The organism is Williamsia sp. Y712 (genome assembly GCF_059445525.1).
Window position 1 is genome coordinate 121184 of record NZ_JCAIUN010000001.1, and the last position, 23558, is coordinate 144741.

Sequence of the window (23558 nt, forward strand, 5' to 3'; positions counted from 1 at the left end):
CATGGCCCACTTTGAAAAACCAGCTGCAGGCAGCTGGACCGAGAACTGGCCGGAACTCGGCACCGCACCGGTTGATTACTCGGATTCGACCGACCCCGAGTTCTACCAGGGGGAAATTGACGCCATCTTCAAGAAGAAGTGGGTCAACATCGGTCGCGTGGAGCGCATTCCCCGCAAGGGCAACTACTTCACCCGCGAGATCGCCGCTCTCGGAACCTCGCTCATCATCGTGCGCGATACCGAGGGCAAGGTCCGCGCCTTCCACAACGTCTGTCGTCACCGCGGCAACAAGCTGGTCTGGAACGACTTCCCGAACGAAGAGACCTCGGGTACCTGCCGCCAGTTCACCTGCAAGTACCACGCCTGGCGCTACAGCCTCGAAGGCGACCTGACCTTCGTCCAGCAGGAGGGCGAGTTCTTCGACCTGGACAAGAACGACTACGGCCTGGTCTCGGTCAACTGCGACGTCTGGGAAGGTTTCATCTGGGTCAACATGGATGACAACGCCCAGCCGCTGAAGGAATACCTCGGCCGGCTCGCCGAAGGTGTCGAGGGCTACCCGTACCACGAGATGACCGAGGTCTACAGCTACAAGTCGACGATCAACGCCAACTGGAAGCTGTTCATCGACGCGTTCGCGGAGTTCTACCACGCGCCGGTGCTGCATCAGAAGCAGGCAACCAAAGAAGAAGCCGAGAAGTTGCTGCACCACGGCTTCGAGGCTCTGCACTACGACATCGACACCCCGCACTCGATGATCTCCACCTGGGGAGGCATGTCGCCGCCCAAGGACCTGAACATGGTCAAGCCGATCGAGCGCGCTCTGCGAAGTGGCCTGTTCGGACCGTGGGATCGTCCCGACATCGAGGGCCTCGATCCGCTGCCCCCGGGCATCAACCCCGGCAAGGCAAAGCCCTGGGGCATCGACGAGTTCGAGTTCTTCCCGAACATGTCGCTGCTGTTCTGGGCTCCGGGCTGGTACCTCACGTACCACTACTGGCCCACCGCGGTGAACCAGCACGTCTTCGAGGCCAATCTCTACTTCGTACCCGCGAAGACCCCACGGGAGCGCCTGGCTCAGGAACTCGCCGCGGTCACCTTCAAGGAGTACGCGTTCCAGGACGCCAACACCCTCGAAGCAACGCAGACGATGCTCGCCACCAAGACGGTCAGCGACTTCCCGCTCTGCGATCAGGAAATCCTCCTCCGCCACCTGCACAAGGTGGTCAAAGATGAAGTAAGGGAGCACAAAAATGCCACAGCTACCAAGTGACTTCGCTGATCTAGAGAAGTTCTCGGACTGGATTCTGGCCACCGAGCAGGAGCGTTACGCCAAGCGTCTCGACTCCACGATGGACGAGATGCAGGTGTTTTACGACGCCGGCATGGACCGCATCGAAGCCGCGCTTGATTACTGCGACAAGTTCCAGCTCGACGACCTGCCCGAGGACGTCCGCGCCCTCATGCACCTGTTGTCGTCGCTGATCATGGTGTCGTTCCCGATCGAGGTCTGGAAGCAGCCCCGCGTGCTCGACAGCGGTGCGGCCTGGGTCGAGACCGTGAAGCAGCCGGTGTTCTGACATGCAAACACTCGTAGCGGCGGGCCTTCTCGACATCGATTCCGGCGAAATCGTCCGACCCGGAGTCATCCGGATAGACGGTGAACGGATAGTTGGAATAGGAGGTACTCCAGAAGGCGAAATCACCGATCTCGGTGACCTGATCCTGGTCCCTGGCTTCATGGACATGGAAGTCAACCTGCTCATGGGAGGACGTGGCGAAAAGCCCGTCGCATCCATGGTCCAGGATGATCCGCCGCTACGAATGTTGCGTGCGGTGGGTAACTCCCGCCGCACGCTGCGGGCCGGTTTCACCACCGTCCGCAACCTCGGTCTGTTCGTGAAGACCGGCGGGTATCTCCTCGACGTCGCTCTCGGCAAGGCCATTGACGCCGGCTGGGTCGACGGCCCCCGGATCATTCCCGCCGGGCATGCGATCACACCCACCGGCGGTCACCTCGACCCGACGATGTTCGCGGCATTCATGCCCGGCGTCCTCGATCTGACCATCGAAGAGGGCATCGCCAACGGTGTCGCCGAGGTCCAGAAGGCCGTTCGGTACCAGATCAAGCACGGTGCGCAACTGATCAAGGTCTGTGTCTCCGGCGGCGTCATGTCGCACACCGGAACTGCGGGCGCTCAGCACTATTCGTTCGACGAACTCTGCGCGATCGTCGACGAGGCCCATCGCCGCGGGCTACGGGTCGCCTCGCACACCCACGGCGCCGAAGCGGTCAAACAGGCCATCAAGGCCGGAATCGACTGCATCGAGCACGGATTCCTCGTCGATGACGAAGCGATTCAGATGATGGTGGACAACGGGACGTTCCTGGTCCCCACGACCCGGTTGATCGACGGCATGGACATCTCCCATGCCCCCGATGAACTCAAAGACAAAGCGGCCATCATGTTCCCGCAGGCCCGCATCTCCGTGAAGAAGGCCTACGACGCCGGCGTGAAGATCGCCGTCGGAACCGATGCTCCCGCAATCCCCCACGGCAAGAACGCCGACGAACTGGTCGCCCTGGTCGACCGCGGCATGAGCCCCCTGGCCGTGTTGCGTGCCGCCACCACCGTGGCCGCCGACCTGATCAACGTCACCGACCGCGGCCGGTTGGCCGAGGGTCTGCTCGCCGACATCGTCGGTCTGCCCGGAAACCCCTTGGACGACATCACCGTTACTCAGAACGTGAAGTTCGTGATGAAAGGCGGCAAGATCTATGTCAACAAATGATGATCTGCTGGAGCTTCAGCAACTGCTGGCCCGGTACGCGGTGCGGATGACCCAGAACGACGTCGAAGGCGTCGTGAGTGTCTTCACCCCCGACGGCACCTACAGCGCTTTTGGTGACGCCTTTCCCCTCGATCAATTCCCAGACCTGGTCGCCGCAGCGCCCAAGGGCCTGTTCATGACCGGTATGCCGTTGATCGAAATCGACGGTGATACCGGAACCGGTACGCAGCCATTGTGTTTCGTCCACGACGCAACTCACGACATGCGAATCGGCTACTACAACGACACCTACGTCCGCACCGAGGCCGGCTGGCGTATCAGGACCCGCAAGATGACGTTCATCCGCCGCAGCGGCGAACATGATTCGGGTATCCCGCACGCGTTCGAACGTCCGGGTGCATGAGTAGCGGTCATATGGACACCGGACACATGGACACCGGGCAATTCCGCTCGGCTGTTCGAGAATGGCTCGACGCCAATGATCTGACTCCCGGTCCCGACCATTCTCTGGATGGTCAGGTCGAGCAGTTGAATCGGGTGCGTCGGGCCCTTTTCGATGCGGGGTGGATGCGCTACGGGTGGCCCGCCGAGGTCGGTGGTCTCGGTGGACCCGCAGAACTGCGTGCGGTCCTCGGCGAAGAGGTCGCGATCCGCGACCTCGCCGAGCCGGGCCTGTATTCCATGATCGAAGTCCTCGTGCCGACGATGATGTCCTATGCGACACCGGAACTGGCAGCAGAGATGGTTCCGCTGATGCTCAGCGGCGCCGAGCAGTGGTGCCAAGGATTCTCCGAGCCCGGTTCGGGCAGCGACCTCGCATCACTGACGACCAAAGCCGTACAACAGGGCGATAACTGGGTCATCTCCGGGCAAAAGGTCTGGACCAGCCTGGCCCAGTACGCCTCCCGTTGCGTTCTATTGACCCGAACAGGTCCCGGCCACAACGGGATCACCGCGTTCTTCGTCGACATGGACACACCCGGTATCACCGTTCGGCCGCTGCGCACGATGCACGGGGTCGACGAGTTCGCCGAGGTCTATTTCGACAATGTCGTCGTCCCGGCCAACCGGATGCTCGGCAGGCCCGGCGACGGCTGGGGTGTGGCGATGGATCTCCTCCCCCATGAACGGTCGACGTGTTTCTGGCACCGCATCGCTTACCTGTTCACCCGGCTGGACCGTTTGCTGACCCAGTCCGCACCCATCACCACGGCCGCGGACGACGCCGAACTCGGCTCCGCCTACCTGGCATTGCACACGATTCGCTGCCGTTCGCGGATGACCCAGCAACGACTGGCCGACGGAGCCCAACTCGGGCCCGAGACATCTGTCGACAAGGTGCTGCTGGCCACCGCCGAACAGCAACTGTTCAACACCGCACGTGACCTCCTGCCAGGGGCCATCGAGCTCTCGGAGTCGGAATGGCGGATCGAATACCTCTATTCGCGTGCCGCGACGATCTACGGCGGCACCGCGGAGATCCAGCGCAACATCATCGCGCGACGACTACTCGATCTCGGCAAGGAGTGAAGATGGACGACGACGAACTCCTTTTGCTCACAGAGACTTTCCGCAAGGCGATGACCGGTGCATCAGGCCCTGATCTGGATGCCGCACTGGTCGCACTCGGCTGGAACGAGATGCTCGCCGAGATCCCGGAAGTCGCGGTGCCGATGGTGTTTCGGCTCCTCGGCGAGACCGGTGCGCACGCATCGGTGATCAACGACGTGATCGGCGAGTACATCCCACTGCCGTTTGCGGGCGGTTCCTGGGTGGTCTGGCACCGCAAGAGCAGTGCCACCTCGAGCACGCTCGATCCGGAGTTGCCACTGGAGGTTGTCGGATCATGCAGCGGGACACCACTGCCCGTCGCCACGCTGGCCGCCGCCCAACGCGCGATCGGATGGTGGCTCGTCGGGACCAGCCGGACGATGCTGTCGCTGGCCCGCGAACATGCACTCAGTCGCACCCAGTTCGGAAAGCCTGTTGCCGGATTCCAGTCGATCCGCCACAAGCTCGCCGAGACCTACGTCGCCATCGAGGGCGCCGAGGCGGCCCTGACTGTGGCCACGGAGACGCAGCGGAGCGGAGCTCGACCATCGAATACCGACGAACTGGGGTCCATTCTGGCGAAAGCTGCAGCCGGGCAGGCGGCGCTGACCGCGAGCAAGCACTGCCAGCAGATCCTCGGCGGCATCGGGTTCACCGAGGAACACGACCTGCAGCGCCACATCAAACGCGCACTGGTTCTCGACGGTCTGTTCGGCAGCGCCCGGGAGCTGACCCGTGAGGCCGGCGCCATCATTCGCGCACAGGGTCACGCACCCCGCCTCGTCGACCTGTAGAGGCAACACGCCAAACAAGAAGGGCCGGTATCTCGTAAGAGATACCGGCCCTTCTTGTTTCAGTTCGTCCGATCAGCAGCCCGGGATGGCTTCTCCGGAGCCCTGCACGGCCAGGACGGTGCAGAAGGTGACGCCTGCAACGACCCAGGTGCCGTCGACCAGCACGGCCTCGCCACTCTGGCCGGGCAACACGGGGTTGCCGTCCATGGTCAGATCCCAGGTGACGAGTGCCTTGTCTTCGCCGTCGAGGGTGACGTCCTGGACGACAGCTCCGGTGTTGGCGGCCTGGGGGTTTGCGACCATGCCCTGCAGCACCGGTCCGAAGACCGCGGAGTTCTCGACGTACTTGGTCCGCTCCTCGATCGGCGCCTGGCCGTTGAAGAAGGTCTCGTACGCGACGGTGATCGCCTCGGTGGTTGCCGGGTCGGCGGTGGCTGCGGCGGCACTCGAGGTGGCGGCGGCCGAGGACGCGGCGGCGGACGATGACGAGCTGTCGTCGCTGTCATCGCTACAGCCGGCAACGAGGCCGACCAGAACAGCAGCGCAGGCGCCCGCCGTGAGAGCCCTACGGACGATCGAATTACGCATGGCGTGAGTCCTTTCTCGTGGACAGAGGTTCCGGCCACTGAAATCAAAGCTGAAGTCTCCGGCCGATCAATGGGCACTTGCGATTTCGCATGTGCGCCCACTCACCCGCTACGACGACTGAGACTGATAATTGCATTCTCGGATGGATCGTACGACATTCTCGGATGCCCCTGAAGGGATTCGAAGAAATCCACGGACCAGTATCGTCGAGGAGATTTGACCGGCCTCACCTGCAATGATCGTTACGCTCTTAAGTGATCTTCGCCTTCATTTCGTCGAGGCGGGCGAGAACCGGATATCCGTTGACACTCAGCGCATTTCCGTGCCCGGTCTGATGTATGTCGAACACCGACTGGATCGCCGCGTAGAAGCCCTGTACGTCCAATGTCTGGTTGACCGCCCGTTTGGCCTGACGCAGACCGAATGGGGGCATGGACGCGATGTGCCGTGCAAGTTTCATCGTCTCGTCGTCGAGGTCGGCACGTGCCACCACCTTGTTGACCATGCCGACCTGCTCCGCCTCCACTGCGGTGACCGGACGGCCCGTGAAGAGGATCTCCTTGGCCTTACGCGGGCCGAGTTCCCATGTGTGACCGTGGTATTCGACCCCGCCGATACCCATCAGCACCACCGGGTCCGAGAACTGCGCGTCATCGGCGGCGACGATCAGATCGCACGGCCAGCACAGCAGCAGACCACCGGAGATGCAACGACCCTGAACCGCCGCGATCGACGGCTTGGGGATGTTGCGCCACCGTAGTGAGTACTCCAGGTAACGGCGGCTTTCGTTCTGATAGATCAACTCCAGGGTGATCTTGTCCGGGACCGGACCGCCGCCCTTGAGATCGTGACCGGCCGAGAAGTGCTTGCCCTCGGCACGCAGGACGATGACAACGACCTCGGGGTCGTTGGCCGCACGCATCCACGCCGCGTCCAGTTCGTCGAGCAAAGCGGCGTTCTGCGCGTTGGCCGCCTCCGGACGATTGAGCGTGATGGTCGCGATCTTGTCAGCAACCTCGTAGTCGATGTACGTCATTGGTCTCATCCCCTCGGTAGTCCGAGCACACGCTCGGCAATGATGTTGCGTTGCACCTCAGATGTACCGCCGGCGATGGTGCCTGCGAAGCTCCGCGCGTACCGGTCGAACCAGCTCCCGCTGAAATCGTCATTGTTCAAGGGCATGTGGGGTGAGCTGACTGCGGGATGGATGAGACCGTCGACCCCGGCCGCGTTCAGCGCCACCTCGGATGCCGTCTGAACCGCCTCGGATCCAAGCACTTTCAGCACCGACAATGCGGCAACGTCCTCTTCACCGCGCGCCGTGCGGGCCAACGCCGCCGAGCCGAGCAGGCTCAGGGCCTTGGCGTCCATGAGCAGGGTGGCGTAGCGGTCGCGGTCCAGTGGCGTGGTGGGCACGAAGTCGCCGATGAGATCTTGCAGGCGGTCGGCAAAACCCATCCACAGCAGATTGCGCTCGTGACCCAACGATCCGGACGCCACGCCCCAACCACCGTTGAGCGGACCGATGAGATTCTCGGCAGGCACTCGCACGTCATCGAAGAAGACTTCGTTGAAGTCGGTGTCGTCCGCCCGGCAGACCGAGGCGAACGGACGTCGCGTGACGCCCGGCAGGTCGGTCGGTATCAGCAGAACGCTGATCCCCTTGTGCTTTGGCACATCTGGATCGGTCCGAACGAACGTCAGCAGTACATCCGCGTGGTGGGCGCCGGACGTCCAGATCTTCTGCCCGTTGACGACGAAGTGGTCTCCGTCGCGCACGGCGCGGGTGCGCAGCGACGCCAGATCAGATCCCGCGCCCGGTTCACTCATTCCGAGTGCAGCGGTGATCTCGGCCCGCAGAATCCTTGCCGCCCAATGGTTCTTCTGCTCATCGGTACCGAACGACAGGATCGATGCCGCGATGATGCCGAGACCCTGGGGATTGAAGCTGTGGTAGATCCGTCGGCGCGACAGCTCGCGCAGATGGACGTACTGCTGCAGGATCGTTGCGTTCCGACCACCGAACTCCGGCGGGTTTCCGGGCAACAGCCATCCGTGATCGAACTGCACGCGCTGCCAGCGCCGAGCCCACTGCGGCATGTCCGCACTCGAATGTGACCGCTCGGTGGTCTCTGCCTCTGCCGGCACGTGCTCGTCGAGGAAGGCGACGAACTCCTGCCGGAAAGCCTCCAGCTCGGGATCAAATGTCAACTGCATGTCGCTCCTCGAAGATGCGGGCACGGTGATGCGCGGCACCACCGAGTAACAGTTCGCCGGACTTCGCCCGTTTCAGCGCGAACTGCAGGTCGTTCTCCCACGTGAAACCCATCGCGCCGAACAACTGCAGGCCATGCCGAAAGACCAGGGATTGGCATTCGCCTGCCGAGGCCTTTGCCATCGACGCCGCCACCGAAGCGGTGCGGTCGTCGCCGGACGCGATGGTCTGAGCCGCAAAATAGGCCAGGGCGCGCGCACGTTCGATGGCCACGTGCATGTCCGCGGCCTTGTGTTTGACCGCCTGGAACGAACCGATCGGAACACCGAACTGCTGCCGCGATTTCACGTGCTCGAGCACCATGTCCAGAACACGTTGGCAGGCACCAACTGTCGTCAGCGCAAGCCCGGTCAACGCCACCGGCATCGCCAGGGACACATCGACATCGGCACGATCACCAGCCTGCGCCCGAACTCCGGTGAACGAGACCTCGGCGATGTGCAGCGCGGGATCGAAGACCTCACTACGGGTGGCCACCACCTGATCGCCCCGGACAACAAACGTCCCGGCCGGGGTCACCACCGCGATCCGGTCGGCTCGATCGCCGTCGAGGATGTGCTTGGCGGTGCCGTCTAGCACCCATCCGGCTCCGTCACGGCGGGCGTTGACACCACCGAAGACTGCTGTGCCGGCTCCGCCGTCGAGCGCGTGGCCGGGAGCAAGTGGGGCGAACTGCGTCATCGTGGCCAGGTACGGGGTTGGGTCGGTCGCCCGGCCCAGCTCCTCGAGGACGATCGCCAGTTCGACGGCATCGGCGCGGTCGGAAAGTTCCGTCCACCCGAGTTTGTTGTAGAGCTTCCACAGCGGCGCCGGATCAACCCCGCCGTCGACGACACTTCGAATGAAAGCGGGTGAACACTCTTTCGCGACCACGTCGCGGATGGTGTCGCGCCATAGACGTTGGTCCGAGTCGAACTCCAACAACATGCCGACAGGCCTCCTTCTCCGTCGTGTTTCCACGACATTATGAGAATATCATTCTCACATACGGTTAGTATCGATCTCGGAAGTGTTGGTGACTTGCGTCCCGAACGGACTTTTCCGAGCCCAGGTCCGGTAGAGTGCCAGCCATGTTCTCCACAATTCGCCGCGGACCAGCGTCCGACAAAGGCCCAGGAGCGATCAGCTAGTGACCAGTCCCAGCGAAGAGCCGGCATGGAAGCAGCGCGCGGTCGAACGCTCGATCAAGACCGCGAAGCTGCGCGCCGAGCAGCGCGTCCAGAAGTTTCTCGACGCCGCACAAGCGATCATCACCGAGAAGGGCACAACGGAGTTCACGGTTCAGGAAGTTGTCGACCGATCGCGCCAGTCGCTGCGGAGCTTCTACCTACAGTTCGACGGCAAGCACGAACTCCTACTCGCCCTGTTCGAAGACGCACTCGGCCGGTCCGCCGATCAGATCCGGGCCGCCGCCGCCGGGCAGACCGATCCCTTGGCACGCTTGCAAGTTGCTGTTCAGCTGCTCTTCGAGCTCTGCCGCCCCGACCCCAATGCCAAGCGCCCACTGTTCAATGACTTCGCGCCCCAGCTGCTGCTGACGCATCCCGCCGAGGTCAAGATCGCGCACGCACCACTGCTCGCGTTGTTCACCGAATTGATGGAACTCGCACACGAGGCCGGCGAGTTGCGTCCCGACGCCCACCCCAAGCGAACCGCCGCAATGACGATGCAAACCGTCATGTTCATCGCGCAATCGAGCGCTGCCACCGACGACACCACGGTGCAACCGATCACGTCCGACGAGGTCTGGCAGTTCTGCGCCAAGGGATTCTCAGCTTCCGAAAAGTGAGAATGCTGTTCTCCCGTTCAAGAATTCTGCTTACAATCGGTAAATGGCCGATATGTGGAGTGACCTTCTCAGTTGTCTCGAACTACGCCCGCTGACCCCAGCCAACAGTTCCGAAACCCCTGCACAGGGCCCCGGAAACACCGCTGCGGTCTTCGAAGGGCAGAACCAGAATCTCGAATACCACCGCCTCTTCGGCGGTCAGCTCCTCGGCCAGTTCATCTCGGCCGCGCTGGCGACGTCACCAGGCAAAACGATCAAATCGATACACTCCGTCTTCAGCAAAGAAGGCCACGCGGACGAGCCCGTCACCTACGACGTGGTGCGTCAGCAAGAGGGACGTACGTTCGCCAGCCTGCTGATCACCGCACACCAATCACGCGGCGTGATCGCGTCGGCGGCGGTCTCGATGCACGTCTCCGAGGACGGACCTGAACTCCAGGAAATCGGCGCACCGTCGCCACTGCTCTCGGCCGACCACTACATCGACTTCAACCTCATCCCGTGGGAGACCCGGACCGCGGGCGACCTGAACTCCACCGCGGTCTCGGCTCCCGAGTTCGAGTTCTGGATGCGCACACCCACAGTGGATCCCGCTCTCGCACCCGCACTGGCGGCGTATGCCACCGATCTGACGCTGATCGGCACCGCCCTGCTCCCACTGGAGGGTTACAGTCAGATCGGCAACGGCACCGCGTTCCATTCCGCGGTCACCTCGCACACCATCTGGTTCCACCGGCCGTTCCGAACCGACGAGTGGCTGCTGCTGCGTCAGCACAGCCCACTGGTGGCACACGCCCGAACCTTCGGCCGCGGTGACATCCTCACCGAGAGCGGGCAGCTTGTTGCCTCATTTGCACAAGAAGCCATGGTACGCATCAGGTCCTGACCACGTCTGGTCCAAAAACGCAGAAGCACAACAGATCTGAGGGCACACATGGCGATCAATGCGGCACCGAACCGCGTTGTCCAATGGGCAACCGGCAATATCGGCACCAAAGCACTACGCGGGATCATCGAACATCCGACACTGACCCTGGCCGGGGTCTACGTCCACAGCGACAAAAAGGCGGGGACCGACGCCGGTGAACTCTGCGGTCTGGCACCGGTGGGCCTCATCGCGACCAACAGCATCGACGATGTGATCGACCTCCATCCCGATTGCGTGCTGTACATGCCGGCCGCGCTCGACGTCGACGAGGTCTGCCAACTGCTCTCCGCGGGCATCAACATCGTCACCACCCGCGGCGAGTTCCATCATCCGGCCCGCATGGAACCGGAAGTGCGCGCCGCCGTGGAGGAGGCCTGCCGGACCGGGAACAGCTCGATCCACAGCACCGGCAGCAGTCCCGGGTTCATCACCGAGGCGGTCCCGCTGGTGTTGTCGTCGATCCAGCGGCGCCTGGACAAGATCACGATCGACGAGTACGCCGATCTGTCCCAGCGTGATTCACCAGATCTGCTGTTCGGGATCATGGGTTTCGGCCAGGCACCCACCGAGTTCAGTGACCTGCGCCTCGAGCACGCCCGGACCAGCTTCGGCCCGTCGCTGGCGCAGCTGGCCGACGCACTCGGCATCCGCATCGACTCGATCGAGGCGGCCGGCGAGATCGCCGTGACCCCCCACGACACCGTCATCGCCGCCGGTGTCCTGAAGGCGGGAACTGTTGCCGCCCAACGGATCAGCGCGACCTGCATGCGCGATGGCGAAGCGGTGATCCAGTTCCGGGCAAACTGGTTCTGCACCACCGACTTCGACGCCGAGTGGGATCTGCTGGCCACCGGCTGGCGGGTCACGGTCGAGGGCGATGCGCCACTCGAGGTGGAGGTCAAGATGCCGATCTCGCTCGACGAGATGGCGGCAACCACGCCCGGATACACGGCCAATCGCGCCGTGAACGCGATCCCCTACGTGTGCGCGGCAGCCGCCGGAATCCGGACGACGCCGGAATTACCTCAGATCATCGCTAGATTGGGCTGACCTCTGCGGGCGCGGCGATCAATTGCTCCGCCGCGCCGTAGGGGTCGATCTCGCCCGCGGCCACCGCGTCGGCCAAACGTCCCAGATCCGGATGCATCTGCAGCAGCGTCTGGGCCAGCGACAGGATCTGCACCCGGGCCCGTGCTGATTTCCGGCCGGCGTTGTCGTCGCGGTGGTGTGCATCTATGACATCCACCAGCTCATCGATCCCCTCGCCGCGCACCGCGACGAGTTTGAGGATCGGCACACCCGATTCGGCCCGCAGATCACGGACGGTCTGGTCGGCACCGTCGCGGTCGGCCTTGTTCACCACCAGCACGTCGGCGACTTCCAGCAGACCGGCCTTGGCGGCCTGAATGGCATCTCCGGCACCGGGATTGAGAACAACGACGGTCGGGTCGGCGATCGCCGCCACCTCGACCTCGGACTGTCCGACCCCGACCGTCTCCAGGACGATCAGATCGTAGGAGATCGCACCCAGGAGCCGGATCGCCGCCGGAACGGCGGCCGACAAGCCACCCAGATGGCCACGGGTGGCCATCGAACGGATCAGCACTCCGGTGTCGTTGATATGAGCGGCCATCCGGATGCGGTCACCGAGCAACGCACCACCGGAATAGGGCGACGACGGGTCCACCGCCAGCACCGCAACCTTCAGACCACGCCGGCGATAGGCGGTGACCAGGGCTGCGACGGTGGTGGACTTTCCGGCGCCGGGCGGGCCGGTCAGGCCGACAACACGCGGCCTTGCCGACCCGATCACCGCCAGCACCTCATCGCGACGCGGGCCCTCGACCAGAGTGAGCAACTTGCCCGTCGCCCGCTCCGATCCGGCCCGCGCCGCGATGATCAGCTCATCAATTGTCATGCGAGGCAGTGATTGTGATTCCGCCAACTCACGCGTGGACCTCGACGACCACGGCAGAACCCATGCCGCCGCCTGCACACATGGCCGCCACACCGATGCCGCCACCACGGCGGCGCAGTTCGTGGATGATGGTGGTCAGCATGCGGGCACCACTGGCAGCCACCGGGTGACCCAAAGAGCAACCGCTACCGCTGGTGTTGACCAGGTCGGGGTTGAGGTCGAGCAACTTGATGGTCGCGACACACATCGCGGCGAATGCCTCGTTGATCTCGAACAGATCGACGTCTTCGATCTTCAGGCCCGCTCGCGCAAGTGCTTTGGGGATTGCTTCGACCGGGGCCAGACCCGTGAATGCCGGGTCGATACCGACCGAGGCCCAGGAACGTACGGTCGCCAGCGCAGGCAATCCGAGGTCGCTGCTGGCGACCGTGAGGATCGCAGCCGCATCGTTGCCGCCGCTGGAGTTGCCCGCGGTGATCGAGAATCCCTCGATCTCGGGGTGCAGAACCTTCAGGGAGGCAAGCTTTTCCATGGTCGAACCGCGACGCGGGTGCTCGTCGACCGAGAAGAGTCCGTGCACCGTCTTGATCGGCACGATCTCGTCGTCGAACCGGCCCTCGTCGATGGCGGCGATCGCGTTCATGTGCGAACGGTATGCCCAGGCATCCATCTCTTCGCGGGTGACGCCGGCCTTCTGCGCCGCGTTCCAGCCCACAGTGATCGACATGTCCTTGTTCGGGGCATCCGGACGGTCGGGGTGCGACGGCGACATCCACGGGTCGATCCAGTCCTCCCCCACGCGAAACCGCGACTTCGGTGAGGTCGAGGCGGAGTTCACGCCACCGGCCAGGACCAGCTGGTCCATGCCGGACTTGATGCTTCCGGCAGCCGTGGTCACAGCCGACAGGCTGGCCGCGCAATGCCGGTTGACAGCTAGTCCGGGCACCCCGGTCAGGCCTGCGGTGATCGCCGCGTGGCGGGCGATCACGCCACCGCCGTAGAGACCCTCGGCGAGGACCACATCGTCGATCAGCTCCGGATCCAGGGTGCTGACCGCTGCGTCGACCACATGGTGGGCCAGATCGTAGGCATCGGTGTCGCGCAGACTTCCCTTGACAGCAGTGCCGATCGGGGTGCGCAACGCCGATACGATGACGGCTTCAGGCATTGTTGTTCTCCAGTTCTGCCACAAGGTTGCGGCGCAATAGCTTTCCGGTCTCGGTACGTGGGAGTTCGTTCTGGAACACGATCACGTCCGGGGTCTTGGACGAACGGAGCCGGTCCCTGACGAACTGCTTGATCTCGTCTGCGTCACCGGTACCGACCACAACGGCAACAAGGCGTTGTCCCCATTCGGGGTCAGGCACACCGATGACCGCGGCCTCGCTGATGCCGGGATGATCATGCAGGACGTCCTCGATCTCGGCGGGTGCGATGTTCTCACCACCGCGGATGATCGTGTCGTCCGAACGTCCCTCGATGAACAGATAGCCACCCGAATCGAGATGACCGAGATCTCGGGTTGCGAACCAGCCCTCGTCGTCCAGCACACTCTGGCCGCCGTACTCGCCCGAGATCTGTTCGCCGCGAACGAATACCAGGCCGGTCTGGCCATCGGCCGTCGGGTTGCCCTCTTCGTCGCGGATCGCGATCTCGATACCGGGCAACGGCTGACCGACCGAACCGAGCCGATCCCTGACCTCGGGATCGGTAGAGGCAAAAGCGGTCCGATGGTCGTCGGGCCCGAGGACCGCGATCGACGAGGCGGTCTCGGTCAGGCCGTAGGCGTTGACGAAGTTGGTGTCGGGGAACAGCGCGAGCGCCCGTTCCAGAACCGGCCGCGGAGTACGCGCGCCCCCGTAGGCCAGACTCTTCAGGAACGGTTGGCCGGCATCGGCTTCCGTCGTGGCGTCCACGATCCGCGCCAGCATCGTCGGCACGACCATCGCATGGGTGACCTTTTCGCGCCGGACCGTGTCGATCCAGGCCCGCGGCTCGAAGGCGTCGATGTAGACGATCCGCCGTCCGCTGTAGAGATTCGACAGCAGATTCGTCAGACCCGCGATGTGGTACGGCGGCACGGCGACCACGGTCGCGTCCTGCGGTGCGGCAGAGGAGAACTCGATCGTGTTGAGCACGTAGGCCAGCAGGTGCCGGTGGCGCAGGATTGCGGCCTTGGGCGCCGCGGTGGTGCCGCTGGTGTAGATGATCACCGCGACGGCGTCTCCGTCGTAGTGCGCAGCGGGCCGGTCGGCGTCGTCCATGGGGACGTTGCCCTCGAGGGAGTCGATCCAGGAATCGAGATCTTCCTGGCCGAGCACCAACGCACCGGGATGTCGCTCGTGGAGCGCTGTCAACTGAGCCTGTCCGAGCCGGTAGTTGAGCGGCACGAACGGGACACCGGCCATCGCGGCGCCGAACAGGGCAACCGGATAAGCCAAGTGGTTGATCCCGGAGTACAAGACCGCCGGGTACTCGGTGAATCCCGTCGCCGCCCGGCGTGCGAGGTCCAACATCTGCCCGGCGGTACTCGTTCGACCACCGGCTGTCACGACGGCTCGATCGTCCGCCGACGCTGCCATTTCCAAGATCATCGTGATATTCATGAGAACATGATTCTCTCAGACTGAGATCGTCAATTGCAAGAAGGGAAACCCCATGGAAATCAGTGGCAGTTCCGCCATCGTCGTCGGAGGCACCGGTGGGCTCGGTGAGGCAACCGTTCGCCGCCTGCATGCCGCAGGCGCGAAAGTTGTCGTGGCCGACGTGGCCGACGAAAAGGGCAAAGCACTCGAGAGCGAACTGGGCATCCGCTACGTCCACACGGACGCCAGCGATGAGGCCTCGGTCAACGCGGCCATCGCCGAAGCCGAATCCCTGGGACCACTACGCGTATCGGTGGACTGCCATGGCGGCCCGGCCGGTGGCGGCCGGCTGGTCGGCAAAGACGGCAGCCCGATGGAGCTCGAGGCCTTCACGAAGACCATTGCCTCGTACCTGACCTGGACTTTCAACGTGACCCGCCTCGCCGCGGCCGCGATCGCCCGGCAGGAGCCGCTCGACGAGGGCACCCGTGGCGTCATCATCAACACCGCCTCGATCGCCGGCTACGAGGGCCAGATCGGCCAGCTCCCCTACGCTGCGGCCAAGGGTGGCGTGATCGGCATGACGCTGGTCGCCGCTCGCGACCTCTCGCCCCTCGGCATCCGCGTGATGGCCATCGCCCCCGGCACGATCAACACCCCGGCTTATGGCAAGGCCGCTGATCAGCTGGAGGCCTACTGGGGCCCGCAGGTTCCGCACCCCAAGCGCATGGGCCGTTCCACCGAGTACGCCGCCCTGGTCGCTGCCATCGTCGAAAACGACTACCTCAACGGTGATGTCATCCGCCTCGACGGTGCTCTGCGGTTCCCGCCGAAGTGACCGACAGCAAGCCGCTCGACGGAAAGGTCGCATTTGTGGCCGGCGCGAGCCGGGGCATCGGTGCGGCCATCGCGGTGGCGCTCGCAGACGCGGGCGCCTCCGTGGCCGTTGCGGCGCGGTCCGAGACAGAAGGCCGGGTACCGGGCACGATCGGATCGGTGGCGGAGAAGATCACTTCTGCCGGTGGCCGGGCGATCCCGGTGCCCTGTGACGTCACCTCCGAAGAATCGGTCGGTGCCGCAGTCGATCAGACCGTCTCGGAGTTCGGCGGCATCGACATCCTGATCGCCAACGCCGGCGTGCTCTGGCTCGGACCGATCGAGAAGACTCCACTCAAGCGGTGGCAGCTGTGCCTCGACGTCAACCTGACCGGCGTCTTCCTGATGACCCAGGCCGTCATCCCGCATCTGCGGGCGCGGGGCGGCGGATCACTGATCGCCGTCACCACCACCGGTGTCGACATGATCGATCGCGGCTCGAATGCCTACTGGGTTTCCAAGGCGGCGGTGGAGCGGCTCTATCTCGGGCTCGCATCCGACCTGAAGACGGACAACATCGCGGTCAACTGCCTGAGCCCGTCCCGGGTGGTGCTCACCGAAGGGTGGGCCGCCGCCGGTGGCGGACAGAAGATCCCGCCGGAGGCCATCGAACCTCCGGAGACCATGGGTCGGGCAGCATTGTTGCTCGCACAGCAGGATTCGACCGGGATCACCGGGACGATCCAGCGTTCCGAAACACTGATCCCCCGGTCCTGACACACAGAAATTCGCGCCACCTGCCGCGATTCGCACCTGTTGCAACGGGCGCGAATGGCGGTAGGTGGCGCGAATTTTGCTGTCAGTTAGGGATATTGGACGGAATCCAGCTCGGATCACGCTTCTCCATGAAGGCGCGCATGCCTTCTCGGGGTTCGGGCGAGGTCTCGAGTGCCCCGAACATCGTCTGGTAGTCGATGAGCCCGTAACGCTCGTTGAGCATGCGCTTGACCTGAGCCCGCGCCTCGGGAGCGGTCTGCAAGATCTCACGGGCCGCGGTCAGCGCCGCCGACCGGAGGTCCTCGTGAGGCACGACCCGGGAGATCACGCCGAGGCGTAAGGCCTCCGCCGCGTCGAACTTACGGGCGGACAAGAGAAGATCGCGTGCCGCCGCCAGGCCCACATGGGCGGGAAGTGCTGCGGCATAGGTGGCATCGGGGATTCCGCGTAGCAGTTCGGGGACCCGGAACGTCGCCCGGTCGCTCGCCACGGCGATGTCGGACATCATGGCCACCAGCAGTCCACCGGCCTGACAGATGCCGTTGACCGCCGAGATGACCGGCGCCCGGCTGTCCCGAATCGTCAAGAATGGCAGCACATCATGGCCGATGCCGTCCGGGAGATTGTCACCCGGTTCGGCCCGACCGCCGAGATCACCGCCTGGTGCGAACACGTCACCGGTACCGGTGATGATGAGCGCGGCCAGGTCGGGATCCGAATTCACCAGACGCACAGCTCGTTTCAATCCGTAGTACATCGCGGGGGTGAAGGCGTTGCGCGCCGCGGGACGATCGATCGTGCACCATCCGATCGGTCCTTCGCGTTCGAACTTCAGGCCGCCGGCTCCCAAATCATCAGTCATGAGTGCAGACTATCGGATTTAACACAATTGAGAATTGGATTGTGCGACATTGGGAATCATCCTCGCATAACCTGTGAGCATGAAATTCTGGTGCGGCACTGCATTCATGAACACAATCGAAATGCCCTCTGTGGCAAAGATGATGGACGAAGCTGGCTACCACGGCATGCTCGTCTCCGACCATCTGGTCTATCCACGAGAGCCCAAGACCCCCTATCCGGCCACCCCTGACGGAAAACCGTTCTGGCACCCGGAGACAGAGTGGCCCGATCCGTGGGTTCTCACCGGCGCGATGGCAGCGGTCACCACCAATCTCCATTTCGGCAACAACGTGTACATCGCACCCGCGCGTCCCATCATCGATGTGGCCAAGGTCGTCGGCACCGCCGCCGCAATCGCAGGCGGACGCGTCTCGATCGGACTCTCCGCGGGCTGGAATCGTCAGGAATTCGAGCTTCTCGGACAGGATTTCGACAATCGCGGGCCTCGGCTCAACGAGATGATCGAGGCGTTGCGAGTGCTGTGGAAAGGCGGTTGGGTCTCCTGGAAGGGTGAGTACTACGACATCCCTGAAATGATGATCGAACCTCATCCGCCGGAGCCCGTTCCCATTCTGTGTGGCGGCGAGTCCGGCCCGGCCCTGCGCCGCGCCGCGCAGCACTGCGACGGGTGGGTGGGCACCGCGTACACGCTGGAGGACGCCAAGCCGTGGATCGACCGGATCAACGGTCTGCGTCGCGAATACGGTCGCGAGAACGAGCCGTTCGAGATCATCATCGGGCTGCGCGATGCCCCGTCACTCGACACCTACAAGCAAGCCGAAGATCTCGGGATCGGCGCGATCATGGTGAATCCCTGGGCCAATTGGGAGCGTACGCATTCCGGGGACCACGACGATCTCCGCGCACCCGCCGAGCAGTACCGCGCTCCACTCGAAGCGTTCGCCGAGAAGTACGTATCCAAACTCTCGTAGTCGGCGAGGGCATTTCAGATCAACGTCGGCTGCGATAGGGTGGTCGCGATGATGACCAGTCAGGCCTCCGTTGGCCGCTCCCGGGACGGCAATCTGGTCGTGGCCTGATCCGTGCTCCTCCCTTGAGTCCGAGTGACCTCAGTTCCATCACTCGCGACTCAAAGGAGACTCATGACAGCACGTTTCAATCACACGATCATTGCCTCGACAGATCCGGCCGAGATGGCCGGGTTCTATCGCGATCTGCTCGAAGCCGACGAAGCCCCTTCATGGGGTCCGTTCACCAACGTGCAGATCGCAGACGGCGTACTACTACAGTTCGCCACTGCGCCGACGGATTTTTCGCCACAGCACTACGCGTACCTGGTCGACGACGCACACTTCGATCGGGCCTACGCGAAGATCACCGACCGCGGTCGAGATCACTGGGCAGATCCCCAGCAGACCCGGCCCGGCGAGATCAACCACGGACACGGCGGCCGCGGTGTCTATCTACTCGACCCCGCCGGTCACTATCTGGAATTGATCACACATTCCTATCTGTGAAACGCCCGCGGCCCGCGGAGAACCGATCGCTCGGGTCCTCCGCGGGCCGCAGGCCCAGCAATGTCCTCAGTTCTTCTTGGCGGTCAATCGTGCGATGTTCGCTTGGAAGTCGTCGGTGGTGAACGACTGATGCTCGGCGCTCATCGCGAAGTCGAGGGTCGCCAGCACCGCGCGCTCGAGGTGCAGGTTGAGTAGTCGCTTGGTCGCTTCCACGGCCTGCTGCGGTTGCTCAGAGATCCGCTTCGCACACGCCAGTGCCTCCGTGAGCGGATCGGCGACGATGTGGTTCACCAGTCCCATCTCGCGGGCACGCTCTGCGGTGATCCGCGCTCCGGTGATCGCGTATTCCTTGGCCAGCATGAGGCTGGTGTGCAACGGCCAGGTGACCGGCCCGCCGTCTGCGGCAACCAGCCCCACCTGGACATGCGGGTCGGCGAGGTAGGCATTCTCGCCGATGTAGGCCATGTCGCTGAGCGAGACGAGGCTGCAGCCCAGGCCGACCGCGGGGCCGTTGACCGCCGCGACGACCGGCACCCGGCACCTCGCCATTCCGAGCACGATCTCCCGGCCGTCGGCAATGGTCTGCGCGCGTAGTTCGTCGTCCTTGGCCAGTTCCGCGAGGTACGCGAAATCGCCGCCTGCCGAAAAGGCCTTGCCCGCTCCGGTCAAAACCGCGGCGCGCGCACCGCGGTCGGCGCTCAGCTGCGGCCACAACCGCGCAAGTCCCACGTGCAGCTCATGATTCACCGCGTTGAGCGCATCCGGGCGGTTCAGCGTGATGATGCGCAGAGACCCGTCGGCCTGGACGTCGATCTCGTCGGGCATGTCGTACATGGTCAAACTCCCAATCCTAGAATTCGCGATGCGATGATGTTTTTCTGAATCTGCGACGTGCCGCCCATGACGCTCTGCGCCCGGCTGTAGAGGTAGGCGCCGAGTAGTTCGGGATCGGTGGTACCGACCACATCCAGCGCGGCATGTCCCACCGCCTGTTCGACCCACGTCATCAACAGCTTGTCGAGCGAACCTTCCGAGTTGTGCTGGACGCCATCGAGCTGTTCCGAGAGTCGGCGTCGCACATGCAGTCTCAACATCTCGGTTTCGATTGCAGCCCAGGTCAAGTCAGCGGAATGCTTGCCTTCCGACTTCTTGGCGATCTGGTTGACCAGCTTGCTGTACCGCGCGGCGAAGCCAAGTGTCGACGGTTCCCGCTCATGCCCGACGACAGTCATCGCCAGCTTCCAGCCGTCTCCGGGAGCGCCGACCATGTTCTCTGCCGGAACCCGGGCACCGTCGAAGAGCACCTGCCCGAATTCGGTGGTGACACCGCTGATCATCTTCAGGGGTCGCTGCTCGACACCCGGTTGGTTCATCGGCACGATGAAACCCGAGATGCCCTTGTGCCGTGGCACATTCTTGTCGGTCCGGGCCAGCAGCAGACACCAGTCGGCGTTGTCGGAGTAGCTGGTCCAGATCTTGTGGCCGTGGAGGACGTACTCGTCACCGTCGAGGGTGGCCGTGGTGGTGAGCGAGGCGAGGTCCGAACCGGCACCGGGTTCCGAGAACCCCTGGCACCAGCGTTCGGTGCCGTTGATCATCCCGGGTACGAAGCGCTTTCGGATCTCTTCGCTGCCGTGGTGACCCAGGCCGAAGACCAGGTATCCCAGGCTCGGCCGTGCGGGGAAGGCCGCGCGCGCCAGTTCCTCGTCGAGGATGACGTCGTAGACCGCTGGCAGCCCTTGTCCGCCATACTCTTCCGGCCAGCTCAGGCCGAAGAAACCGGCCTCGTACAGCGCCCGGTGCCATTCGCCCATACGCGAAAAGTATTCGTCACCCGAGGTCGCGAACGTCCCCTTGCGCTCCTCCAGCCACGCGCGCATCCGCTCGCGGAACGCGGCCTCTTCGGTGGTGTCACGAAAGTCCAATTTGGATCTCCTCCAGACTCACTGGGAACAGTTCGGTGGATGTCAGTGCGCGGCGAAGGTAGAGGTGCACCACGCATTCCCACGTATTGCCGATGCCGCCATGCACCTGTATCGAGGTCTCACAGACCGTCCGGGCGGTGCGCGCACAGTAGAGCTTTGCGATTCGCGCAGCCTGCAACGCTTCGTCGGTCGGTAGTTCGTCGACGGCCCAGGCCGCGTGCCTGAGCACGCTGATCGAGCCCTCGATCAGCGCCAGACCTTCGGCCAGCAGATGCCCAACCGCCTGGTACGAACCGATTGTCGCGCCGTACTGCTCGCGCAGTTTGGCGTAGTCGACCGCGGTGGCGTGTGCCCCACGTGAGCAGCCGACCAGGTCTGCGGTGGTGGCGACCAGCGCCAAGGCCAGGTTCCGCTGCGCCTGCTCCGATGTCAGCTCGCCGACCGCGGCCGGTTCGCCCGTGACATCGGCGCGGAGCCTGGTCAGGTCGACACCATCGCGGGTTGGCCCGAGATCGACTGTGCTGACCTTGTTCTCGCCGCGCACCACACCCCGATCGAAGCCACGGGCGTCGATCGCCTCACCGCCGACCACAGCGGTGAACCGATGTGGCCCTTCTACGAGGTGACGCAGGGCGTCATCGGCGAGCACCGGACCCAGGAAGGGAACGTCCACCAGACCGCGCCCGAACTCCTCGGCGACGATGGCGACCTCCACCGCCGAGGCTCCGTCGGAACGCAGATCACGCCACCCGGTGCTGTCGACCACTTTCTCCAACCGCGCAATGCGGCTCTCGTCATCGAGATCGGAGACCGCGGACGGTCCCAGATCATCGGCCAATTTCGAAGCAGCATCACGCAATTGCCGCTGCTCACTCGTCAGACGAACGTCCATAGCGCTCCTTCAGCACTCTGCGCAGCACCTTGCCGGATGGCAGGCGCGGAATATCAGACACGAAAATGACCTCGCTGGGTCGCTTGTACTTCGCCAGCCGCTCACCAACCAATTCGATGAGTTCTGCGGCCTCGACAGGTTCGGCACCATTCACCAGGGCCACCGCCACGACGATCGCCTCACCGGAGACTGCGTCGGGAACTCCGAACACCGCACAATCGGCGACCGCCCGGTGGGCGTGCAACACCGCCTCGACCTCGGCCGGTGCGACCTGAAAGCCCTTGACCTTGATCATCTCTTTCGAACGATCGGTCAGCCGGACCCACCCGTCGGCGTCGACGGTTCCGATGTCGCCGGTCCGGTACCAGCCATCACAGAAAGCATCCGAGTTGGCCTCGTCAGGAAGGTATCCGGCCATCACCGACTCGGACCGGGCCTGAATCTCGCCGGCCTCACCGGGACCGAGGATCTTTCCGGTCTCGGTGGACATCACCCGGAGCGTCACGCCGGCGGCGGCGCGTCCCACGCTGTCCAGACGCGCACCCTCGATCGGGTTGCAGGTGATGACCGGCAGTTCACTGGCCCCGTAGGCAGGCACCCACCGCACGCCGGTTCGGCTCGTCACGATCTCGGCGATGCTCGGGGTCACCGGGGTGGCGCCCCACATGATGTAGCGCAGCGACGACAGATCGTGCTTCTCGAGATCCGGGTCCGAGGCAAGCGCCAATGCGATCGGAGCGACCGCCATCTCGATGGTGATCCGATCGGATTCGATGTGACGCAGCATCACGCCCAGGTCGAAGCGACGGTGCAACCGAACCCAGGCACCGGAATCGAGTGCGGTGATGACGTTGAGGATGCCCAGAATGTGTGACGGCGGGGTGAGGATCTGCAGGCGGTCAGCGGCGGTCAGCTCAAGCGCATCACGCCACTGCCGGACGGCCACACCGAACGACCGGTGCGTATGACGGACGGCCTTGGGCATCCCGGTGGTGCCCGAGCTGAATACCAGCACCGCATCGGCGTCGGGGTCTTTGTCCGGCCAGGTGACCTCGCCGACGCCGGACTCGACGGGTTCGATCCGCTCGTCGAGGTGCAGCATCGGCATCAGGCCGGCCAGCACCGCGTTGTCGCCGACCGCATGCGCGACGCCGGTGACCGCCAGCGCGTGCTCGACCTCGGCGCGCTTGTACGCAGGACTGATCAGCGCCACAGCGGCTCCGACCTGCCAGATCGCGCGCACCGCGACCACGAACTCCGGCCGGTTCGACGACATCAGGGCGACACGCTCGCCCGGGGCAACGCCGCGGTCGGCAAGCGTGGTTGCCAGACCAGCCGTCAGCGCATCGAGCTGCGGCAACGTATAGCTGCGCCCCTCGAATGCCAGGGCGGCGGGCCCGTTCATGTCCTTGTCCTAACCGGCGTCGATCGGCAGGTACCCACCGATCCACCTTCTACTGAATCAACTTGAGAGGATCCTAGCTCACTGGCGAGAATACTATTCTCATCTAGTAGAATCTACGTATCAATCTCGGTAGGATCGACA

Annotated in this window: 25 protein-coding genes; 13 read left to right on the forward strand and 12 right to left on the reverse strand. The window is 64.0% G+C overall.

Going from position 1 to position 23558, the window contains the following annotated elements:
- Position 1: 1 nt before the first annotated feature.
- The 6 genes from AC1D75_RS00610 to AC1D75_RS00635 are packed head-to-tail and all read left to right on the forward strand — an operon-like array spanning position 2 to position 5138.
- The gene (locus AC1D75_RS00610; protein WP_495513405.1) at positions 2-1273 is read left to right on the forward strand and encodes an aromatic ring-hydroxylating oxygenase subunit alpha; all 1272 of its coding nucleotides are present in this window, start codon (positions 2-4) and stop codon (positions 1271-1273) included.
- The gene (locus AC1D75_RS00615) at positions 1254-1580 is read left to right on the forward strand and encodes a hypothetical protein (RefSeq protein ID WP_482137103.1); all 327 of its coding nucleotides are present in this window, start codon (positions 1254-1256) and stop codon (positions 1578-1580) included. Before AC1D75_RS00610 ends, AC1D75_RS00615 begins: the two co-directional genes overlap by 20 nt.
- 1 nt (position 1581) lies before the next feature.
- Positions 1582-2793, forward strand: coding sequence for a metal-dependent hydrolase family protein (locus tag AC1D75_RS00620; protein ID WP_495513406.1), 1212 nt, complete (start codon positions 1582-1584; stop codon positions 2791-2793).
- Complete coding sequence (locus AC1D75_RS00625) at positions 2780-3196, forward strand: nuclear transport factor 2 family protein (RefSeq protein WP_495513407.1); 417 nt, start codon at positions 2780-2782, stop codon at positions 3194-3196. Before AC1D75_RS00620 ends, AC1D75_RS00625 begins: the two co-directional genes overlap by 14 nt.
- Positions 3197-3222: 26 nt before the next feature.
- Positions 3223-4323, forward strand: a complete 1101-nt coding sequence (locus AC1D75_RS00630) for an acyl-CoA dehydrogenase family protein (RefSeq protein ID WP_495515935.1) — start codon at positions 3223-3225, stop codon at positions 4321-4323.
- A gap of 2 nt (positions 4324-4325) precedes the next feature.
- Positions 4326-5138 (forward strand): acyl-CoA dehydrogenase family protein, encoded by an 813-nt coding sequence (locus tag AC1D75_RS00635; protein ID WP_495513408.1) that lies wholly within the window; start codon positions 4326-4328, stop codon positions 5136-5138.
- A 72-nt stretch (positions 5139-5210) separates the two neighbouring features.
- On the opposite strand, the gene AC1D75_RS00640 is transcribed toward AC1D75_RS00635, so the two are convergent.
- The 4 genes from AC1D75_RS00640 to AC1D75_RS00655 form a co-directional block, all read right to left on the reverse strand.
- Positions 5211-5726, reverse strand: coding sequence for an MTB12 C-terminal domain-containing protein (locus tag AC1D75_RS00640; RefSeq protein ID WP_495513409.1), 516 nt, complete (start codon positions 5724-5726; stop codon positions 5211-5213).
- A 250-nt stretch (positions 5727-5976) separates the two neighbouring features.
- Complete coding sequence (locus tag AC1D75_RS00645; RefSeq protein ID WP_495513410.1) at positions 5977-6762, reverse strand: enoyl-CoA hydratase; 786 nt, start codon at positions 6760-6762, stop codon at positions 5977-5979.
- A gap of 5 nt (positions 6763-6767) precedes the next feature.
- Positions 6768-7943: an acyl-CoA dehydrogenase family protein gene (locus tag AC1D75_RS00650; protein WP_495513411.1), complete on the reverse strand. Its 1176-nt coding sequence runs from the start codon at positions 7941-7943 to the stop codon at positions 6768-6770.
- Positions 7927-8928: an acyl-CoA dehydrogenase family protein gene (locus tag AC1D75_RS00655; RefSeq protein WP_495513412.1), complete on the reverse strand. Its 1002-nt coding sequence runs from the start codon at positions 8926-8928 to the stop codon at positions 7927-7929. The genes AC1D75_RS00650 and AC1D75_RS00655 overlap by 17 nt, the downstream gene beginning before the upstream one ends.
- A 202-nt stretch (positions 8929-9130) precedes the next feature.
- On the opposite strand from AC1D75_RS00655, the gene AC1D75_RS00660 reads away from it, so the two are divergent.
- The 3 genes from AC1D75_RS00660 to AC1D75_RS00670 are packed head-to-tail and all read left to right on the forward strand — an operon-like array spanning position 9131 to position 11768.
- A complete protein-coding gene (locus AC1D75_RS00660) occupies positions 9131-9790 on the forward strand; it encodes a TetR/AcrR family transcriptional regulator (protein ID WP_495513413.1) in 660 nt (219 codons plus the stop codon).
- Positions 9791-9833: 43 nt separating this feature from the next.
- Positions 9834-10676, forward strand: coding sequence for an acyl-CoA thioesterase (locus AC1D75_RS00665; protein WP_495513414.1), 843 nt, complete (start codon positions 9834-9836; stop codon positions 10674-10676).
- A gap of 48 nt (positions 10677-10724) precedes the next feature.
- Complete coding sequence (locus AC1D75_RS00670; protein ID WP_495513415.1) at positions 10725-11768, forward strand: NAD(P)H-dependent amine dehydrogenase family protein; 1044 nt, start codon at positions 10725-10727, stop codon at positions 11766-11768.
- Here the strand turns inward: AC1D75_RS00670 and meaB are convergent.
- The 3 genes from meaB to AC1D75_RS00685 are packed head-to-tail and all read right to left on the reverse strand — an operon-like array spanning position 11755 to position 15242.
- Positions 11755-12636 carry a methylmalonyl Co-A mutase-associated GTPase MeaB gene (meaB, locus tag AC1D75_RS00675; protein WP_495513416.1) on the reverse strand — a complete coding sequence of 294 codons (882 nt, stop codon included), beginning with the start codon at positions 12634-12636 and terminating at the stop codon, positions 11755-11757. The genes AC1D75_RS00670 and meaB overlap by 14 nt on opposite strands.
- 28 nt (positions 12637-12664) lie before the next feature.
- Positions 12665-13804, reverse strand: a complete 1140-nt coding sequence (locus AC1D75_RS00680) for a thiolase family protein (protein WP_495513417.1) — start codon at positions 13802-13804, stop codon at positions 12665-12667.
- Entirely contained in the window at positions 13797-15242 is a 1446-nt protein-coding gene (locus tag AC1D75_RS00685) for a class I adenylate-forming enzyme family protein (protein WP_495513418.1), read from the reverse strand. The genes AC1D75_RS00680 and AC1D75_RS00685 overlap by 8 nt, the downstream gene beginning before the upstream one ends.
- 52 nt (positions 15243-15294) lie before the next feature.
- Between AC1D75_RS00685 and AC1D75_RS00690 the strand changes: the two genes are divergently transcribed.
- Positions 15295-16059 carry an SDR family NAD(P)-dependent oxidoreductase gene (locus tag AC1D75_RS00690; protein WP_482137089.1) on the forward strand — a complete coding sequence of 255 codons (765 nt, stop codon included), beginning with the start codon at positions 15295-15297 and terminating at the stop codon, positions 16057-16059.
- Positions 16056-16814 (forward strand): SDR family NAD(P)-dependent oxidoreductase, encoded by a 759-nt coding sequence (locus AC1D75_RS00695; RefSeq protein ID WP_495513419.1) that lies wholly within the window; start codon positions 16056-16058, stop codon positions 16812-16814. The genes AC1D75_RS00690 and AC1D75_RS00695 overlap by 4 nt, the downstream gene beginning before the upstream one ends.
- Positions 16815-16896: 82 nt before the next feature.
- Here AC1D75_RS00695 and AC1D75_RS00700 read toward each other — a convergent pair whose 3' ends face one another.
- Positions 16897-17676 (reverse strand): enoyl-CoA hydratase/isomerase family protein, encoded by a 780-nt coding sequence (locus tag AC1D75_RS00700; RefSeq protein ID WP_495513420.1) that lies wholly within the window; start codon positions 17674-17676, stop codon positions 16897-16899.
- 79 nt (positions 17677-17755) lie between these two features.
- Between AC1D75_RS00700 and AC1D75_RS00705 the strand changes: the two genes are divergently transcribed.
- Together AC1D75_RS00705 and AC1D75_RS00710 are read left to right on the forward strand one after the other, a co-directional pair.
- The gene (locus tag AC1D75_RS00705) at positions 17756-18649 is read left to right on the forward strand and encodes a TIGR03619 family F420-dependent LLM class oxidoreductase (protein ID WP_495513421.1); all 894 of its coding nucleotides are present in this window, start codon (positions 17756-17758) and stop codon (positions 18647-18649) included.
- Positions 18650-18820: 171 nt separating this feature from the next.
- Positions 18821-19195: a VOC family protein gene (locus AC1D75_RS00710; RefSeq protein ID WP_495513422.1), complete on the forward strand. Its 375-nt coding sequence runs from the start codon at positions 18821-18823 to the stop codon at positions 19193-19195.
- Positions 19196-19261: 66 nt separating this feature from the next.
- Here AC1D75_RS00710 and AC1D75_RS00715 read toward each other — a convergent pair whose 3' ends face one another.
- From AC1D75_RS00715 to AC1D75_RS00730, 4 genes are read right to left on the reverse strand one after another with little or no spacing between them, the layout of a single operon-like run.
- On the reverse strand, positions 19262-20029 hold the full coding sequence (locus AC1D75_RS00715; RefSeq protein WP_495515936.1) for an enoyl-CoA hydratase/isomerase family protein: 768 nt from the start codon (positions 20027-20029) through the stop codon (positions 19262-19264).
- Positions 20030-20031: 2 nt separating this feature from the next.
- Positions 20032-21120 (reverse strand): acyl-CoA dehydrogenase family protein, encoded by a 1089-nt coding sequence (locus AC1D75_RS00720; RefSeq protein WP_495513423.1) that lies wholly within the window; start codon positions 21118-21120, stop codon positions 20032-20034.
- A complete protein-coding gene (locus AC1D75_RS00725) occupies positions 21107-22012 on the reverse strand; it encodes an acyl-CoA dehydrogenase family protein (protein ID WP_495513424.1) in 906 nt (301 codons plus the stop codon). Before AC1D75_RS00725 ends, AC1D75_RS00720 begins: the two co-directional genes overlap by 14 nt.
- Entirely contained in the window at positions 21990-23417 is a 1428-nt protein-coding gene (locus AC1D75_RS00730; protein WP_495513425.1) for a class I adenylate-forming enzyme family protein, read from the reverse strand. Before AC1D75_RS00730 ends, AC1D75_RS00725 begins: the two co-directional genes overlap by 23 nt.
- Between the last annotated feature and the right edge of the window lie 141 nt (positions 23418-23558).

Bases quoted from the DNA above. Each gene is read 5' to 3' on its own strand.
- AC1D75_RS00630 (WP_495515935.1), top strand. From the start codon at position 3,223: ATGGACACCGGGCAATTCCGCTCGGCTGTTCGAGAATGGCTCGACGCC.
- AC1D75_RS00715 (WP_495515936.1), bottom strand. From the start codon at position 20,029: ATGTACGACATGCCCGACGAGATCGACGTCCAGGCCGACGGGTCTCTG.
- AC1D75_RS00650 (WP_495513411.1), bottom strand. From the start codon at position 7,943: ATGCAGTTGACATTTGATCCCGAGCTGGAGGCTTTCCGGCAGGAGTTC.
- AC1D75_RS00685 (WP_495513418.1), bottom strand. From the start codon at position 15,242: ATGAATATCACGATGATCTTGGAAATGGCAGCGTCGGCGGACGATCGA.
- AC1D75_RS00690 (WP_482137089.1), top strand. From the start codon at position 15,295: ATGGAAATCAGTGGCAGTTCCGCCATCGTCGTCGGAGGCACCGGTGGG.
- AC1D75_RS00640 (WP_495513409.1), bottom strand. From the start codon at position 5,726: ATGCGTAATTCGATCGTCCGTAGGGCTCTCACGGCGGGCGCCTGCGCT.
- AC1D75_RS00680 (WP_495513417.1), bottom strand. From the start codon at position 13,804: ATGCCTGAAGCCGTCATCGTATCGGCGTTGCGCACCCCGATCGGCACT.
- AC1D75_RS00645 (WP_495513410.1), bottom strand. From the start codon at position 6,762: ATGACGTACATCGACTACGAGGTTGCTGACAAGATCGCGACCATCACG.
- AC1D75_RS00625 (WP_495513407.1), top strand. From the start codon at position 2,780: ATGTCAACAAATGATGATCTGCTGGAGCTTCAGCAACTGCTGGCCCGG.
- meaB (WP_495513416.1), bottom strand. From the start codon at position 12,636: ATGACAATTGATGAGCTGATCATCGCGGCGCGGGCCGGATCGGAGCGG.
- AC1D75_RS00725 (WP_495513424.1), bottom strand. From the start codon at position 22,012: ATGGACGTTCGTCTGACGAGTGAGCAGCGGCAATTGCGTGATGCTGCT.
- AC1D75_RS00710 (WP_495513422.1), top strand. From the start codon at position 18,821: ATGACAGCACGTTTCAATCACACGATCATTGCCTCGACAGATCCGGCC.
- AC1D75_RS00615 (WP_482137103.1), top strand. From the start codon at position 1,254: ATGCCACAGCTACCAAGTGACTTCGCTGATCTAGAGAAGTTCTCGGAC.
- AC1D75_RS00655 (WP_495513412.1), bottom strand. From the start codon at position 8,928: ATGTTGTTGGAGTTCGACTCGGACCAACGTCTATGGCGCGACACCATC.
- AC1D75_RS00635 (WP_495513408.1), top strand. From the start codon at position 4,326: ATGGACGACGACGAACTCCTTTTGCTCACAGAGACTTTCCGCAAGGCG.
- AC1D75_RS00700 (WP_495513420.1), bottom strand. From the start codon at position 17,676: ATGACTGATGATTTGGGAGCCGGCGGCCTGAAGTTCGAACGCGAAGGA.
- AC1D75_RS00620 (WP_495513406.1), top strand. From the start codon at position 1,582: ATGCAAACACTCGTAGCGGCGGGCCTTCTCGACATCGATTCCGGCGAA.
- AC1D75_RS00670 (WP_495513415.1), top strand. From the start codon at position 10,725: ATGGCGATCAATGCGGCACCGAACCGCGTTGTCCAATGGGCAACCGGC.
- AC1D75_RS00665 (WP_495513414.1), top strand. From the start codon at position 9,834: ATGGCCGATATGTGGAGTGACCTTCTCAGTTGTCTCGAACTACGCCCG.
- AC1D75_RS00610 (WP_495513405.1), top strand. From the start codon at position 2: ATGGCCCACTTTGAAAAACCAGCTGCAGGCAGCTGGACCGAGAACTGG.
- AC1D75_RS00705 (WP_495513421.1), top strand. From the start codon at position 17,756: ATGAAATTCTGGTGCGGCACTGCATTCATGAACACAATCGAAATGCCC.
- AC1D75_RS00730 (WP_495513425.1), bottom strand. From the start codon at position 23,417: ATGAACGGGCCCGCCGCCCTGGCATTCGAGGGGCGCAGCTATACGTTG.